The organism is Bacillus sp. XB1, from assembly GCF_053557995.1.
This window is the reverse complement of sequence record NZ_JBNRIL010000010.1, coordinates 1-15,869: the sequence shown is the minus strand read 5'-3', so window position 1 is coordinate 15,869 and position 15,869 is coordinate 1. Positions and strand designations below refer to the sequence as shown.

Below are 15,869 nucleotides of genomic sequence, written 5' to 3'. Positions count from 1 at the left end.
GGTCACACCCGTTCCCATACCGAACACGGAAGTTAAGCTCTCTAGCGCCGATGGTAGTTGGGACCTTGTCCCTGTGAGAGTAGGACGTCGCCAAGCTATTTATATTGTCGCGGGGTGGAGCAGCACGGTAGCTCGTCGGGCTCATAACCCGAAGGTCGCAGGTTCAAATCCTGTCCCCGCAACCAAATGGTCCCGTGGTGTAGTGGTTAACATGCCTGCCTGTCACGCAGGAGATCGCCGGTTCGACCCCGGTCGGGACCGCCATTTCATATAAAGAAAAGAACGAAACAAGTTGTTTCGTATTTTTTTATTTGTTTTAACAAAAAACTAATAAAGACAGTCAAACTATCCTTAGGACAACTCCTAAGGACTTTTTTATATATTCAAAACCTGTATAATAAAGAGCAGAGAACATTGTGAGTAAAGTAGGTGAAGTCTGTGAGTAAATATGAAGTAACAACAAAATCTTCTGAGGAAACACAAAGGTTATCAGAAAAACTAGGTGAGCTCGTAGAGGCACAAGATGTAATTATTTTAGAAGGAGATCTTGGAGCTGGTAAGACGACTTTTACAAAGGGACTAGCAAAAGGTCTTGGAGTGAAAAGAGTTGTAAATAGTCCTACCTTTAATATCATTAAAGAATATAAAGGTAGGTTACCGCTATATCATATGGACGTGTATCGCTTAGCAGAAAGTGAAGAGGACTTAGGCTTTGATGAATATTTCTACGGTGAAGGAATTACGGTAGTAGAATGGGCTCATTTAATAGAGGCATATTTACCAAATGAAAAGTTACAAATTAGTTTATTCCATGCTGGAGATGACACAAGAAAAATTATACTCGAGCCAATTGGAGATCGCTATATTAGATTATGTGAGGAGCTATTACAAGATGAAAGTACTAGCAATTGATACTTCAAATTACGTAATGGGTGTATCCCTTATTGAGGAAGGAAACGTAATTGGGGAAATCATTACAAATTTAACAAAAAACCATTCTGTACGTCTTATGCCAGCTGTAGAGAAACTGTTAAAAGAGTGTGGCGTAAAACCGAAGGAATTAACTAAAATCGTTGTAGCTGCTGGACCTGGATCCTATACAGGTGTTCGCATAGGCGTGACAGCGGCGAAAACATTAGCTTGGTCACTTCAAATACCAATTGTAGGTGTATCAAGTTTAGAGGTAGTAGCTGCAAACGGTGCTAACTTTAACGGGTTAATTTGTCCTTTATTTGATGGAAGACGTGGGCAAATTTATACTGGGTTATATACATATGAAGGAGAGCAGTTAACTTCAATAGAAGAAGACCGAATTATTCTTATTGTGGACTGGTTGCAAATGTTAAAAGATAAAGGACAGCCTGTTTTATTTATCGGTAACGATGTTAAATTGCATAAAGAAACAATTATAGAACATTTAGGTGATCAAGCTGTATTCGCTCCATTTACTAAAAATAACCCAAGACCAAGTGAGCTAGCATTCTTAGGATTACAAAAAGAAGAACAAGATGTGCATACGTTTGTTCCAAGCTATCTTCGTTTAGCTGAAGCTGAAACAAAGTGGTTAGAAAGTCAAAACAAGTAGGAGCTTGCAGAAGATGGATATGATATTTAGAAAGATGGAGCTTGATGATATTGCTCAAATTGTAGCTATTGAAGAAGCGTCTTTTTCAACTCCTTGGACTGCAGATGCCTTTCACCGTGAATTAACGATGAATGAACATGCACATTATATTGTGTTAGAAAAAGATGGTCGTGTAGTCGGGTATTGTGGATTGTGGATAATTATTGATGAATCACATATAACAAATATAGCTATTTTGCCAGAATACCGAGGTCAAAAGTTAGGAGATGCCCTATTGAAAGCAGTTATTTCTGAAGCGAAAGAACTAGGGGTAAAAACAATGACACTTGAAGTACGTGTATCAAATGAAGTAGCAAAGCAGTTATACAGAAAATACGGATTTCAAAATGGTGGGATTCGTAAACGATACTATGCAGACAATCAGGAAGATGGTCTCGTAATGTGGGTGAATATATAATGGAAAAAAATACGATTATACTTGGTATTGAAACAAGTTGTGATGAAACAGCAGTAGCAGTTGTTAAAAATGGAACGGAAATTATTGCGAATGTCGTTGCATCACAAATTGAAAGTCATAAACGTTTTGGCGGCGTTGTACCAGAGATTGCATCCCGTCATCATGTAGAAGAAATTACAGTTGTGTTAGAAGAAGCTTTAAAGGAAGCAAACATCACATTTGATGATATTGATGCAATTGCTGTAACAGAAGGTCCTGGTTTAGTAGGAGCACTTCTAATTGGAGTAAATGCAGCGAAGGCAGTAGCGTTTGCACATGATATTCCGTTAGTCGGTGTTCATCATATTGCTGGTCATATTTATGCGAACCGTTTAGTAAAAGAAGTTCAATTCCCGTTATTATCACTTGTTGTATCTGGTGGGCATACAGAACTTGTTTATATGAAAGAACATGGTTCATTCGAAGTAATTGGTGAAACACGAGACGATGCAGCTGGAGAAGCATATGATAAAGTAGCTCGTACGTTATCTATGCCATATCCAGGTGGTCCTCATATTGATCGCCTTGCACATGAAGGAGAACCGACAATTGATTTGCCTCGTGCATGGCTAGAACCGGATTCATATGATTTTAGCTTTAGTGGATTGAAATCAGCAGTTATCAACACTGTGCATAACGCAAAACAGCGCGGTATAGAAATTGCGCCAGAAGATTTAGCGGCAAGTTTCCAAGAAAGTGTAATAGATGTACTTGTAACGAAAGCAGCTCGTGCAGCAGAAGCTTATAATGTAAAGCAATTACTTCTTGCTGGTGGAGTAGCTGCTAATAAAGGACTTCGTGCGCGATTAGAAGAGGAATTTGCACAAAAAGAAAACATTGAATTAATTATTCCGCCGCTATCTTTATGCACAGATAATGCAGCGATGATTGCAGCGGCAGGGACAATTGCTTATGAACAAGGTAAGCGTGCAACATTAGCCTTAAATGCAAATCCAGGATTAGATATTGAAGCATAGTTATGCACATAATTAACCACAGGTTGTGGATAAAACCCATATTGTCTGTTGATAATGTGGGTTTTATTGTGTATATAAAATGTTGATAACTTTTTTGTTGATTGTGGATAATGTGGAAAAGTTATTTTAAGGTTTATTTTATAAAGGTGGATATGTGTATAAACTTGTGGATAAATAGGATGATGTCAGACCTTTAAATTTGTTTTTTTTCGGGAAATAAAAAGTAAGAAGATATCTCCGAAAAACATTTTGAAACATCCCCCTATTATAGAAGATGCTAATATTGTCAATTTTTGTCGTTAAATCGATATTTTGTGTCGAATTGTTAATATATATAGGGTTACAATAGATATATTTGAAAAATCGTTGGTATATTCTAAGTTACGATTGATATACTCAAAAATTGTTTCTGTATTAAAAGAAAAAAAGATGTCGCATAGTCAAAAATCCTGACTTATGAGACATCTTCCTTATTTAAATATGCTTATACATGCAGCTCTTCCCATTCTGCCATACAAGTTTCAAGTTGTTCTTGTAGCGTTTGCTTTTTAGTTGTAATTTCACTAGCTTTTTCATAATCTGCATATATTTCTGGTAAGCAAAGTTGATCTTCTAGCGTAGCAATTTCTTCTTCTAATTCTAATATACTTTGTTCTAGCTCTTCAATTTTTCTAGTGCGTTGACGCTCTAGTTTTTTACGCTCTTTTTCTTCTAAATAATTTAATTTCTCTTGTGCAACCACTTTTTGAACAGGAATGTCACTTTCTTGCTGTTCAAGTTCTGCACGTTCAATCATTTCATTTTTCTTTTCAACGTAGTAATCGTAATCCCCTAAATATTCCTGTGCACCTTCTGTTGATAACTCAACCACAGTCGTTGTTACACGGTTAATAAAGTAGCGGTCATGTGAGACGAATAGAAGAGTCCCTGGGTAATCAATTAAAGCATTCTCCAAAATCTCTTTACTATTTAAATCAAGGTGGTTCGTAGGCTCATCTAGAATTAACAAATTCGACTTTTGCATCATAAGTTTTGCAAGAGCTAATCGAGCTTTTTGTCCACCACTAAGAGAAGATACTGGTTTCAGTACATCATCTCCTGTGAATAAAAAATTCCCGAGTATAGTACGGATTTCTTTTTCAGGTTGCAGTGGATATTCATCCCATAATTCATTTAAAACCCGTTTAGAAGATGTTAAGTTTGCTTGTTCTTGATCATAATAACCAACAGATACATTTGATCCGAAAGAAACATCACCATTTAATAGTGGTAACTTATTCACAATAGACTTTAACAATGTGGATTTCCCAATTCCGTTTGGACCAACTAAAGCAACACTATCTCCGCGAGTTAAGCGCATAGTTACATGTTCAATTATAGGGTTCTCATCATAGCCGATGGTTGCATCATTTACTTGTAAAACATCATTTCCACTTTGCTTTTCAATATCGAAGTGGAATGATGCTGACTTAGAATCCCCTAATGGTCTCGTTAATAATTCCATTCTGTCTAGTTGTTTACGACGACTTTGAGCACGTTTCGTTGTAGAAGCGCGAGCTATATTCTTTTGAACGAAGTCCTCAAGTTTTGCGATTTCATCTTGTTGTTTTTCGTAACGTTTCATTTCTTGCTCATATAATGCTGATTTTAAGTCTAAATATTTACTGTAGTTACCAACAAATCGTCTGCTTTCTTTATTCGAAATTTCATATACTTGTGTAACGAGTTTGTCTAAGAAATAACGGTCATGTGAAACGATTAATATTGCGCCAGGATAACCTTGTAAATATTGCTCAAGCCACGTTAATGTTTCGATGTCTAAATGGTTTGTAGGCTCGTCCAAAATAAGTAAGTCTGGTTTTGTTAATAATAATTTCCCGAGAGCTAATCTTGTTTTTTGCCCGCCGCTTAAAGTAGAGATCGTCGTCTGGTGCGTTTCAACTGGGAAGCCAAGGCCGCTTAAAATGGAGCGAATATCCGCTTCATATTGATATCCACCTTGATCTTTATAATTGAGTTGCAATTGGTCATAATCAGCTAACAATCTTTCATATGTAGCTTCGTTTGAAAAGTTTTCTTCTTTTCCCATTTCTTGCTCAAGCCTTCGAAGTTTTGTCTCCATTTGCTGTAAGTGAGTAAAGACGGTTAGCATTTCATCCCAAATTGTTAAAGACGTTTCTAGTCCAGTATTTTGAGCTAAATATCCGATTGAGACATCTTTCGGTTTTATAATTTCGCCACCATCATGAGATAATTCACCAGCGATAATTTTTAATAATGTAGATTTGCCTGCTCCATTCCTTCCAACTAATGCGATACGATCTTTTGTTTGTATTTCCAATTTTATGTTTGCAAGAATCGTTTCTGCACCGTATAATTTCGAAAGCGCGTTTACTTGTAATAAAATCAATGTTTTCACCTCAAATAATTTCTTAACTTTGCCATGTTTATATTTCTCAATCATACTAAAAATAGTGTATAGTTTAAAATAAAGAGAGAATACTTCTTCTCTTTATTATACAAGGAATTTAATGAGTGCTAAACTTCTGTATTTGATTAAAGTATATGAATAAAGATAGGAAGAGAGGAGAGGTCATATGGATCAGCAAAAGATTCCACAAGCCACTGCTAAAAGATTGCCTCTATACTATCGATTTATCCAAAACTTATCTCTTTCTGGTAAGCAGCGTGTTTCATCGGCCGAATTGAGTGAGGCAGTAAAAGTAGATTCCGCAACAATACGAAGAGATTTTTCGTATTTTGGAGCGTTAGGGAAAAAGGGATATGGATATAACGTAAATTATTTATTATCATTTTTCCGCGAAACACTTGATCAAGATGATATAACACGTGTAGCACTTATTGGAGTAGGTAATTTAGGGACCGCTTTCTTACATTATAATTTCACGAAAAACAATAATACAAAAATTGAAATGGCATTTGATGTTAGTGAAGAGAAAGTTGGAACAGAAATCGGGGGCATTCCTGTATATCATTTAGATGAATTAGAAGAGAGATTATCAAATGATATACAAGTGGCAATATTAACAGTACCGGCTACAGTAGCACAAGCTGTAGCAGATAGATTAGCTGAAACGAGCGTGCATGGTATTTTGAATTTCACACCAGCGCGATTAAACGTATCAGAGAATATTAGAATTCATCATATTGACTTAGCTGTAGAGTTACAAACATTAGTTTACTTTTTGAAAAACTATCCACAATAAAACGCAGAGGAAGCGACCTCTGCGTTTTATTATTGTTTCTTCTTTGTGAATTTAATTAATATAAGGCGAAGTGCCAAATTAAAATCAATTGTTGCCATAACTGCAAATAGTATTGTCCACATATTCCAGATTGTATCTGTCACGTTCGTAATGGCGAAGCGTGTAAAGATACATCCAAGAAGGAAGTATAGTGCAGCCATGAACAATGGTGAGTTTCTCATACAAAAAATCCTCCGATAAAGCCTTGCATTTTTTCAGCTTCTTTAATCATTTCTTGAATTTGTTCATTGCTCATAAAAATTTGCCCAATAGCGACCAATGTATTCATCGCAACATGAGCTGCAATCGGAACGATAATCCGTTTCGTCTTCACATATAAGAAGGCGAATACGAGCCCCATAGCAGTGTATACCAATAAATGAGTAAAATCAAAATGAATTGCTGCAAATACAAGCGAACTAATGATAGCTGCGATAAAGAAGTTAAACTTCTTATAAAGCGTGCCGAATAGAATTTTTCTAAATACGATTTCTTCTAAGATAGGTCCAATTATAGATACAACAATAAGGAACCAAGGTATCGTTCTTGCGATGTCCATCAGTCTGTCTGTATTCTCAGATCCACGTGGAACCCCAAATACATACATTTCAATCATACCTGCAATGGATTGTGAGATGATTGCTAAGAAGAACCCGATGAAAATCCATCCAATAGTAGCTGGGACAGAAGAGCGCATTGGATCTAAATGCCTGTCACGAATATCTGTTCTAAGTAACCAAAGTACGATACATAATGCAACAAAGAAGCTAATAATTGCCCAGTGTCCCGTTATGATTTGTCCTTTTTCCTCAATGGTAAATCCTCTATTATCGTAGAGTCCTGTTTTTAGGAGAAGTGGTAATCCAACAACGCCGGATAACTGCATTAAAATGTATGTAACGATAATCCACCAGTATTGTTTCTTCAAATGGTTTAACCATCCTTTCTAACTATAGTGTATGAGATAAGTTAGGATAACATGTAAATATGCTACCTACGATATAAACCTCACTTGAATTATGTTTTTTTCGTAAATCCTTATTTGAAATTATAATAGAAGACAGGAGAAAGTTGTGTGTGTAGCGAAAACAACTTAGGGTGTCCTTTCATATTGTAACATACGAGCAGTGGAAACAACGATTCATATAGTAAAGGCAGTATTCTATATAGAAAGTTTATATAGTGATTTGCGAAAAAATTATGATTTTTTTACTTGCAAAAGAAATTGAGATTATTTATTATTATAAGTGTGTTAGCACTCGGGTGACTTGAGTGCTAATAAAAGAAATTTACATAACAAAATGAGGAGGTTATTGTTCATGCTAAAGCCATTAGGTGATCGCGTTGTAATTGAGCTTGTTCAAGCAGAAGAAAAAACAGCAAGTGGTATCGTATTACCAGATACTGCAAAAGAAAAACCACAAGAGGGTAAAGTTGTTGCAGTAGGTACTGGTCGAGTGCTTGAGAATGGTGAGCGTGTTGCTTTAGAGGTAGCAGCAGGTGATCTTATCATCTTCTCAAAATATGCAGGTACTGAAGTGAAATATGAAGGTACAGACTACTTGATTTTACGTGAAAGTGACATTTTAGCAGTTATCGGTTAATTATATAAATCTTAAAAAATCCAAGGGGGTCAATTATTATGGCAAAAGATATTAAATTTAGTGAAGAAGCACGTCGTTCGATGCTTCGCGGTGTCGACACTCTTGCAAATGCAGTAAAAGTAACGCTTGGACCAAAAGGTCGTAACGTTGTACTTGAGAAAAAATTTGGTTCACCACTTATTACAAATGATGGTGTAACAATCGCAAAAGAAATCGAATTAGAAGATGCATTCGAAAACATGGGTGCGAAATTAGTAGCAGAAGTTGCTAGCAAAACAAATGACGTAGCTGGTGACGGAACAACAACTGCAACTGTATTAGCGCAAGCTATGATTCGTGAAGGTCTTAAAAACGTAACAGCTGGTGCGAACCCAATGGGTCTTCGTAAAGGTATCGAAAAAGCTGTTACTGCTGCAATTGAAGAATTAAAAACGATTTCTAAACCAATCGAAGGTAAATCTTCTATCGCACAAGTAGCTGCTATTTCTGCTGCTGACGAAGAAGTAGGTCAATTAATCGCTGAAGCAATGGAGCGCGTTGGTAACGACGGCGTTATTACTTTAGAAGAATCTAAAGGCTTCACAACAGAATTAGACGTAGTAGAAGGTATGCAATTTGATCGTGGATATGCATCTCCTTACATGATTACTGATTCTGACAAAATGGAAGCAGTTCTTGATAACCCATACATCTTAATCACTGATAAAAAGATTTCTAACATTCAAGAAATCTTACCAGTATTAGAGCAAGTGGTACAACAAGGTAAACCACTTCTTATCATTGCTGAAGATGTAGAAGGCGAAGCGTTAGCTACATTAGTAGTGAACAAACTTCGTGGTACATTCAATGTAGTAGCTGTTAAAGCTCCTGGATTTGGTGACCGTCGTAAAGCAATGCTAGAAGATATCGCGATCTTAACTGGTGGCGAAGTAATCACTGAAGAATTAGGCCGTGACTTAAAATCTGCTACAGTTGAATCTTTAGGACGCGCTGGTAAAGTTGTTGTAACGAAAGAAAACACAACTGTAGTTGAAGGTGTAGGAAGCACAGAACAAATCGAAGCTCGCATCGGTCAAATCCGTGCGCAATTAGAAGAAACAACTTCTGAATTCGATCGTGAAAAATTACAAGAGCGTCTTGCAAAACTTGCAGGTGGCGTAGCGGTAATTAAAGTAGGTGCAGCAACTGAAACTGAGTTGAAAGAACGCAAACTTCGCATTGAAGATGCACTTAACTCAACTCGTGCAGCAGTAGAAGAAGGTATCGTTGCAGGTGGTGGTACTTCACTTATGAACGTATACACGAAAGTAGCTTCTATCGTAGCTGAAGGCGACGAAGCAACAGGTATCAACATCGTACTTCGCGCACTAGAAGAGCCAGTTCGTCAAATCGCAATCAACGCTGGTCTAGAAGGATCTGTAGTTGTAGAGCGTCTAAAAGGCGAAAAAGTAGGCGTTGGTTTCAACGCAGCTACTGGCGAATGGGTTAACATGCTTGAGTCTGGTATCGTAGATCCAGCTAAAGTAACTCGTTCTGCACTTCAAAACGCAGCATCTGTTGCAGCTATGTTCTTAACAACTGAAGCTGTAGTAGCTGACAAGCCAGAACCAAATGCACCAGCAATGCCTGACATGGGCGGCATGGGCATGGGCGGTATGGGCGGAATGATGTAATTCCGTTTGTCCTAAAAAACATCCATTTCTATATAGAAATGGATGTTTTTTTATGTTTTTTAGAAAAGGAAATGAATTTCTGTAGAATTTTGTCGCTTTCTCTCTTGACCATATTGATACTTCATTGTTAGAATCTAGGAAGATAATATAAAACGATCCTTCATATATCCTCAATGATATGGTTTGAGAGTCTCTACCGGGTTACCGTAAACAACCTGACTATGAAGGCAGTGTGTCTTATATTTATAAAGAGCGGAGACTATCTTTCTTTATAAAGCCAGACCCCTGCCTTTTCTTTGTTATGAGACTAGAGGCGGAGGACTGGCTTTTTTTATTATATTGGTAATGCTTTTCGCCAAATTGGTGAAAATATTTATATACGAGAACTAACGTTGGGGTGATTATTTTGAAGAAACAACACGATACAATTATCGTTTTAGATTTTGGAAGTCAATACAATCAGTTAATAGCACGTCGAATTCGTGAGTTCGGTGTATACAGTGAACTTCATCCACATACAATTACTGCGGAAGAAATTAAAGCAATGAATCCAAAAGGGATTATTTTCTCTGGTGGACCAAATAGCGTATACGGTGAAGGTGCATTACATTGTGATGAAAAAATCTTTGAACTAGGTTTACCAATCTTCGGTATTTGTTACGGTATGCAGCTTATGACGCAACACTTCGGTGGTAAAGTAGAGCGTGCAAATCACCGTGAGTACGGAAAAGCTGTTCTTAAAGTAGAGAACGAATCAAAATTATATGCGAACCTTCCAGAAGAGCAAGTTGTATGGATGAGCCATGGTGACTTAGTAACTGGTTTACCTGAAGGATTCGTAGTAGACGCAACAAGTGAGTCTTGTCCAATTGCTGGTATGAGCAATGAAGACAAAAACTTATACGGTGTACAATTCCACCCAGAAGTACGTCACTCTGAGTACGGTAACGATTTAATTAAAAACTTCGTATTCGGCGTATGTGGTTGTTCTGAAGGATGGAACATGGAGAACTTTATCGAAGTAGAATTAGAAAAGATTCGTGAAACTGTTGGAGACAAAAAAGTACTATGCGCACTTAGTGGCGGTGTAGACTCTTCTGTTGTAGCAGTATTAATTCATAAAGCAATCGGCGACCAATTAACATGTATTTTCGTTGATCACGGTTTACTTCGTAAAGGCGAAGCAGAAGGCGTTATGAAAACATTTAGCGAAGGCTTCCATATGAACGTTATTAAAGTAGATGCAAAAGATCGCTTCATGGACAAGTTAAAAGGTGTAGAAGATCCAGAACAAAAACGTAAAATCATCGGTAACGAATTCATTTACGTATTTGATGATGAAGCGTCAAAATTACAAGGTATGGACTTCTTAGCGCAAGGTACACTTTACACAGATATCGTTGAGAGTGGTACAGCAACTGCGCAAACAATTAAATCTCACCATAACGTTGGTGGACTTCCAGAAGACATGCAGTTCAAATTAATTGAGCCTTTAAACACGTTATTTAAAGACGAAGTACGTGTATTAGGATCTGAATTAGGAATTCCTGATGAAATCGTATGGCGTCAACCATTCCCAGGACCTGGTCTTGGTATTCGTGTATTAGGTGAAATCACAGAAGAGAAATTAGAAATCGTTCGTGAATCTGATGCGATTTTACGTGAAGAAATTATTAAAGCGGGCTTAGACCGCGAAATCTGGCAATACTTCACTGCACTTCCTGGTATGCGTAGCGTAGGTGTTATGGGTGACGAGCGTACTTACGATTACACAGTAGGTATCCGTGCAGTAACATCTATCGACGGTATGACAGCTGACTGGGCACGTATCCCTTGGGACGTATTAGAGAAAATCTCTGTACGTATCGTAAACGAAGTAAAACACGTTAACCGTATCGTGTATGATGTAACGAGTAAGCCACCAGCAACTATTGAGTGGGAATAGTATTTATAAAAAGGTCCATCTATTGCTTATGCATAGATGGATCTTTTTTATTTTGGCATTAATACGAACGAAACTATAAAAGTTTATGAAAATGTTCGTTTTTAAATTGACAAAACTACTTCGTCGAGTTAATATGATTATGTAATTCAAACGAAAAGTGAATATTATAGCCGTCGTATAATATCGGGGATATGGCCCGAAAGTTTCTACCTAGCTACCGTAAATGGCTTGACTACGAGGCGTTTGTATAAAGATGAGGGGAAACTTGTCTTTGTTTATAGAACGCTTCCATGTATATATGCAATGGAAGCCTTTTTTATTTCTCGGGATAAAAGAGGGCTAGGGTGAAATACGGCGAGTAATCATATAACGGGGGAAACATAGGATGAAACGCTATTTTCAGTTTGATGAGCTCGGTACGAATTATAAGACTGAGTTCATAGCAGGGTTAACGACATTTCTATCTATGGCTTACGTACTATTTGTCAATCCTGCTACGCTGTCGCTTGGAAATGTTAAAGGGTTACCAGCAGGTACAGGGATGGATCCAGGTGCAGTATTCGTTGCTACGGCATTAGCGGCAGCGATCGGTTCGTTAATTATGGGTATTTTCGCGAAGTATCCAATTGCTTTAGCGCCAGGTATGGGAATTAACGCGTTCTTTGCTTATACAGCAGTGTTAACGATGGGTATTCCGTGGCAAACGGCCATTGCCGGAACATTAATGTCAGGTATTATCTTTATTATTCTTACTGCTTCAGGTATTCGTGAAAAAATCATTAATGCAATTCCATCGGAGTTAAAGTTTGCAGTAGCAGCAGGTATTGGATTATTCATTGCTTTCCTTGGATTCCAAAATGCCGGAATTATCGTGAAAAACGATGCGGTTCTTGTTGGGTTGGGGGACTTAACAAAGGGCACAACGTTACTAGCAATCTTCGGGGTTGTTACTACGATCATCTTCATGATTAAGAAAGTTAATGGTGCAGTATTCTACGGTATGATTCTTACAGCGATCTTAGGAGTTGCAACAGGATTAATTGATACTCCGAAAGCTGTGGTGGGAGCAATACCGAGTCTAGAACCAACGTTCGGCGTGGCGTTAACGCACTTCGGAGATATTTTCACAGTTCAAATGGGGATTGTTATTATAACGTTCTTCTTTATCGATTTCTTTGATACAGCAGGTACGCTTGTAGCGGTTGCGAATCAAGCAGGATTAATGAAGAACAATAAATTACCACGTGCAGGAAAAGCGTTATTTGCAGATGCGATTGCAACTGTAATTGGTGCGATCTTGGGTACATCAACAACAACGTCTTACATTGAATCGTCTGCAGGGGTAGCAGCGGGAGGACGTTCTGGATTTACAGCAGTTGTAACAGCAGGATTCTTCTTACTGGCACTATTCTTCTCGCCATTATTAAGTGTTGTAACGCCAGCTGTAACGGCACCGGCTTTAATTATTGTAGGAATCTTGATGGTTTCTTCCTTAGGGGAAATTGATTGGAAAAAATTCGAGATTGCAGTACCAGCATTCTTTACAATTATCTCTATGCCACTTACGTATAGTATCGCAACTGGGATTGCCATTGGATTTATCTTCTATCCAATTACAATGGTTGTGAGTGGTCGTCGTAAAGAGGTTCATCCGATTATGTATGTTATGGGAGTTTTATTCGTACTATATTTCATTTATGTTCGTAAATAAAAGGGGTTTTTTAAAGGTCTAGACTTAAGGGGAGTCTAGACCTTTTTTGCGTCTTCAGAAAATCTTAAGGATTTCCGAGCGTTTTTCTTCAGAAGTTTTCCTATAATAGAAGTTAGGGATTAAAAAAGTGATGGGGGAGATATTGTGGCACACGAAACAATACTTGTCGTAGATGATGAAAAAGAAATTCGGAATTTAATTACAATCTATTTAAAGAATGAAGGATATAAAGTATTACAAGCAGGAGATGGAGAAGAAGGATTACGTCTATTGGAAGAAAATGAAGTACATCTAGTCGTATTAGATATTATGATGCCGAAAGTGGATGGTATTCATATGTGTATGAAGGTAAGGGAAGCGAAAGAAATGCCTATTATTATGCTTTCTGCGAAAACGCAAGATATGGATAAGATTTTAGGGTTAACAACGGGTGCAGATGATTATGTAACGAAACCATTTAATCCGTTAGAGTTAATCGCAAGAATTAAATCTCAGTTACGCCGTTATATGAAAATGAATGGTTTCGCTATACAAAATGAGGACGAGCTAGAAATTGGAGAGATGAAAATAAACATCTCGACCCATAAAGTTATTGTGGACGGAGAAGAAGTGAAACTGACCCCAAGGGAATTTTCAATTCTAGAATTACTAGCTCGTAATCCGGGTATGGTCTTTAGCGCGGAACAAATTTATGAAAAGGTTTGGAACGAAAGATCTTTCCAGTCTGATAATACGGTAATGGTGCATATTCGAAAAGTACGTGAAAAGATTGAGGAGAATCCAAGGAAACCTAGATATATAAAAACAGTATGGGGAGTGGGGTATAAGATTGAAAAAGATATTTAATCCGTTTACTTATATAAGGAAAATAAGAGAATTAATTGAGAAATTAGTAAAGAGCGTACGAAAGAGTATAAGGATTCAATTGATTACTACTTTTGCTGCTTGTGCGTTATTAGGAGTTTTGTCAGCGAAGGGAGCTGCGCCATTTTTTGAGAATGCGAATCGTCAAGCAACTATCGATTATCGGGCTGGTATGGAACAAATTAATCACCAAGCTCAAGGAGCGGCAAATAGTTCGGTTCATGAAAATAAATTAGAAGCTATATCAAATATGATCGAAATGGAGAACCAAAATTTAGAGCAAGGGTCTAGAGCTTTAAAGATATTGGTTACTGATGAAAGTGGTAAAGTTTTATATAAAACAAAGCAAGCGCAAGAAGAGCAAATCGATTTGCATAATACGATTCGTAATGCAGCATCATTTGCGATTAATTATACAGATGGTAGAAATGTATTTGAAAGTACAAGAAAAGAGTTTATATCTTTTTCACCTATTACTATTGAAGGAAAGAATTTGTACATGTTTGTTAGCGGAATTCCAGAGGGAGAGGTAATGTATGATACGAAAGAAGGGCCATTCCCGTTTTTAATTGGTGTTCTTGTATTCATTTTCTCTTTCTTCTATATAACAAAGAGAAAGATGAAGCAGATTGAAGCAATGGCGCAAGGTGTAAAGGAAATAGAAAGAGGCAACTTAGCGTACCGCATTGAGAAAAAAGGTGAAGATGAGATTGCAGCTTTAACTGAGAATATTAATAATATGGCAGAAGAGCTTATGAATAATATAGAAAAGGAACGTAAATTAGAGAAGCAAAAGAATGAGCTTATTACGAATGTATCTCACGATTTACGCACACCGCTGACTTCTATTATGGGCTACTTACGATTACTTCGAGATTCTAAATATGAAAATAAAGAACAACACGATGAGTATACGAGAATTGCTTTTGCAAAGTCGGAGCAGTTAAAAAATTTAATAGAAGATTTATTTGAGTATACGAAGTTAACAAATGAACAAGTTGTATTAGAAAAACAGGAAGTTTGTATGAATGAGCTACTCGAGCAATTAATAGAAGAGTTAGTACCGCAGGCGGAAGAACATGGACTTACGTTTGTTAAGAAGTTTCCTGAGGAACGTGCTTATGCATCGATTGATTCGGAAAAGATGGTTCGTGTATTTGATAATTTACTAATGAATGCGATTAAGTATAGTAAAGATGATGGAGAGATAAAAGTTTCTCTTCAAAGGCAGCGTAGGGATATACAAATTGTAATTGCGAATCATAGTGAAGAGTTTACGAGAGAAGAGTTAGCGAATTTGTTTGAACGTTTCTATAAGAAGGATCAATCTAGAAGTAGAGTAACGGAAGGCTCGGGACTCGGTTTAGCGATTGCGAAAAGTATTGTTGAGTTACAAGGTGGTAGTATTCGAGCGGAATATAGGGAAGGTACTATTCAATTTATCGTTTCGTTACCAACTATAGAAAAATAATAAATGAATAGAATGATATGTGATAAAAAAGGCTTATTTTAAAAGAAATAAGCCTTTTTATATTTTTTATAAAAACATATTGACGATTAGAGCTTAGAGGTGTAATATAGAACAAGTCGCCGATGACAATAGCGTCGTAAGCGACAAACGAAATAAAAAACTTAGTTGACATTGAAAGATAAAAATGTTAACATAAGGAAGTCGCAAATGAGCGACCAAGTAGTTCTTTGAAAACTGAACGAAACAAACAACGTGAAACGTCAATTTTTATTTTAGA

At 37.1% G+C, this 15,869-nt stretch carries 14 protein-coding genes, 2 tRNA genes, 1 rRNA gene and 2 riboswitches; of the genes, 14 read left to right on the top strand and 3 right to left on the bottom strand.

The window, feature by feature from the left end; all coding sequences use genetic code 11:
* The 7 genes from rrf to tsaD form a co-directional block, all read left to right on the top strand.
* Positions 1–96 (top strand): 5S ribosomal RNA (gene rrf, locus ACK1U5_RS27410); the annotation flags it as partial.
* A gap of 12 nt (positions 97–108) precedes the next feature.
* Positions 109–185 (top strand) — tRNA-Met (locus ACK1U5_RS27405).
* 3 nt (positions 186–188) lie between these two features.
* Positions 189–264, top strand: a tRNA-Asp gene (locus ACK1U5_RS27400).
* A 174-nt stretch (positions 265–438) separates the two neighbouring features.
* Positions 439–912, top strand: coding sequence for a tRNA (adenosine(37)-N6)-threonylcarbamoyltransferase complex ATPase subunit type 1 TsaE (gene tsaE, locus ACK1U5_RS27395; protein WP_000049642.1), 474 nt, complete (start codon positions 439–441; stop codon positions 910–912).
* The gene (gene tsaB / locus ACK1U5_RS27390; protein ID WP_000865753.1) at positions 893–1,585 is read left to right on the top strand and encodes a tRNA (adenosine(37)-N6)-threonylcarbamoyltransferase complex dimerization subunit type 1 TsaB; all 693 of its coding nucleotides are present in this window, start codon (positions 893–895) and stop codon (positions 1,583–1,585) included. The genes tsaE and tsaB overlap by 20 nt, the downstream gene beginning before the upstream one ends.
* A 13-nt stretch (positions 1,586–1,598) precedes the next feature.
* Positions 1,599–2,042, top strand: a complete 444-nt coding sequence (gene rimI, locus ACK1U5_RS27385; RefSeq protein ID WP_000367190.1) for a ribosomal protein S18-alanine N-acetyltransferase — start codon at positions 1,599–1,601, stop codon at positions 2,040–2,042.
* Positions 2,042–3,058: a tRNA (adenosine(37)-N6)-threonylcarbamoyltransferase complex transferase subunit TsaD gene (gene tsaD / locus ACK1U5_RS27380; protein WP_000414585.1), complete on the top strand. Its 1,017-nt coding sequence runs from the start codon at positions 2,042–2,044 to the stop codon at positions 3,056–3,058. Before rimI ends, tsaD begins: the two co-directional genes overlap by 1 nt.
* Positions 3,059–3,542: 484 nt before the next feature.
* Here the strand turns inward: tsaD and ACK1U5_RS27375 are convergent, their stop codons facing one another.
* Positions 3,543–5,468, bottom strand: a complete 1,926-nt coding sequence (locus ACK1U5_RS27375; RefSeq protein WP_242259217.1) for an ABC-F family ATP-binding cassette domain-containing protein — start codon at positions 5,466–5,468, stop codon at positions 3,543–3,545.
* A 187-nt stretch (positions 5,469–5,655) separates the two neighbouring features.
* On the opposite strand from ACK1U5_RS27375, the gene ACK1U5_RS27370 reads away from it, so the two are divergent.
* Entirely contained in the window at positions 5,656–6,285 is a 630-nt protein-coding gene (locus tag ACK1U5_RS27370) for a redox-sensing transcriptional repressor Rex (protein ID WP_000372699.1), read from the top strand.
* A gap of 29 nt (positions 6,286–6,314) precedes the next feature.
* Here ACK1U5_RS27370 and ACK1U5_RS27365 read toward each other — a convergent pair whose 3' ends face one another.
* On the bottom strand, positions 6,315–6,506 hold the full coding sequence (locus ACK1U5_RS27365) for a YdiK family protein (RefSeq protein WP_001246200.1): 192 nt from the start codon (positions 6,504–6,506) through the stop codon (positions 6,315–6,317).
* The gene (locus ACK1U5_RS27360; RefSeq protein ID WP_000745328.1) at positions 6,503–7,252 is read right to left on the bottom strand and encodes a CPBP family intramembrane glutamic endopeptidase; all 750 of its coding nucleotides are present in this window, start codon (positions 7,250–7,252) and stop codon (positions 6,503–6,505) included. The genes ACK1U5_RS27365 and ACK1U5_RS27360 overlap by 4 nt, the downstream gene beginning before the upstream one ends.
* A 391-nt stretch (positions 7,253–7,643) precedes the next feature.
* Here ACK1U5_RS27360 and groES point away from each other — a divergent pair, with 391 nt between their 5' ends.
* From groES to ampS, 6 genes are all read left to right on the top strand, one after another.
* On the top strand, positions 7,644–7,928 hold the full coding sequence (gene groES / locus ACK1U5_RS27355) for a co-chaperone GroES (RefSeq protein WP_000917311.1): 285 nt from the start codon (positions 7,644–7,646) through the stop codon (positions 7,926–7,928).
* A gap of 38 nt (positions 7,929–7,966) precedes the next feature.
* Positions 7,967–9,601 carry a chaperonin GroEL gene (gene groL / locus ACK1U5_RS27350; RefSeq protein WP_001029993.1) on the top strand — a complete coding sequence of 545 codons (1,635 nt, stop codon included), beginning with the start codon at positions 7,967–7,969 and terminating at the stop codon, positions 9,599–9,601.
* Between the two features lie 140 nt (positions 9,602–9,741).
* A riboswitch (purine riboswitch) is annotated at positions 9,742–9,843 on the top strand.
* A gap of 164 nt (positions 9,844–10,007) precedes the next feature.
* Positions 10,008–11,546, top strand: a complete 1,539-nt coding sequence (guaA, locus tag ACK1U5_RS27345; protein WP_139123342.1) for a glutamine-hydrolyzing GMP synthase — start codon at positions 10,008–10,010, stop codon at positions 11,544–11,546.
* A gap of 153 nt (positions 11,547–11,699) precedes the next feature.
* Positions 11,700–11,801, top strand: a riboswitch (purine riboswitch).
* Positions 11,802–11,931: 130 nt separating this feature from the next.
* Complete coding sequence (locus ACK1U5_RS27340; RefSeq protein ID WP_000833096.1) at positions 11,932–13,257, top strand: NCS2 family permease; 1,326 nt, start codon at positions 11,932–11,934, stop codon at positions 13,255–13,257.
* Positions 13,258–13,401: 144 nt separating this feature from the next.
* Positions 13,402–14,103 (top strand): response regulator transcription factor, encoded by a 702-nt coding sequence (locus tag ACK1U5_RS27335; protein WP_000929884.1) that lies wholly within the window; start codon positions 13,402–13,404, stop codon positions 14,101–14,103.
* The gene (ampS, locus tag ACK1U5_RS27330; RefSeq protein ID WP_000719212.1) at positions 14,087–15,592 is read left to right on the top strand and encodes an aminopeptidase AmpS; all 1,506 of its coding nucleotides are present in this window, start codon (positions 14,087–14,089) and stop codon (positions 15,590–15,592) included. The genes ACK1U5_RS27335 and ampS overlap by 17 nt, the downstream gene beginning before the upstream one ends.
* Positions 15,593–15,869 lie beyond the last annotated feature (277 nt).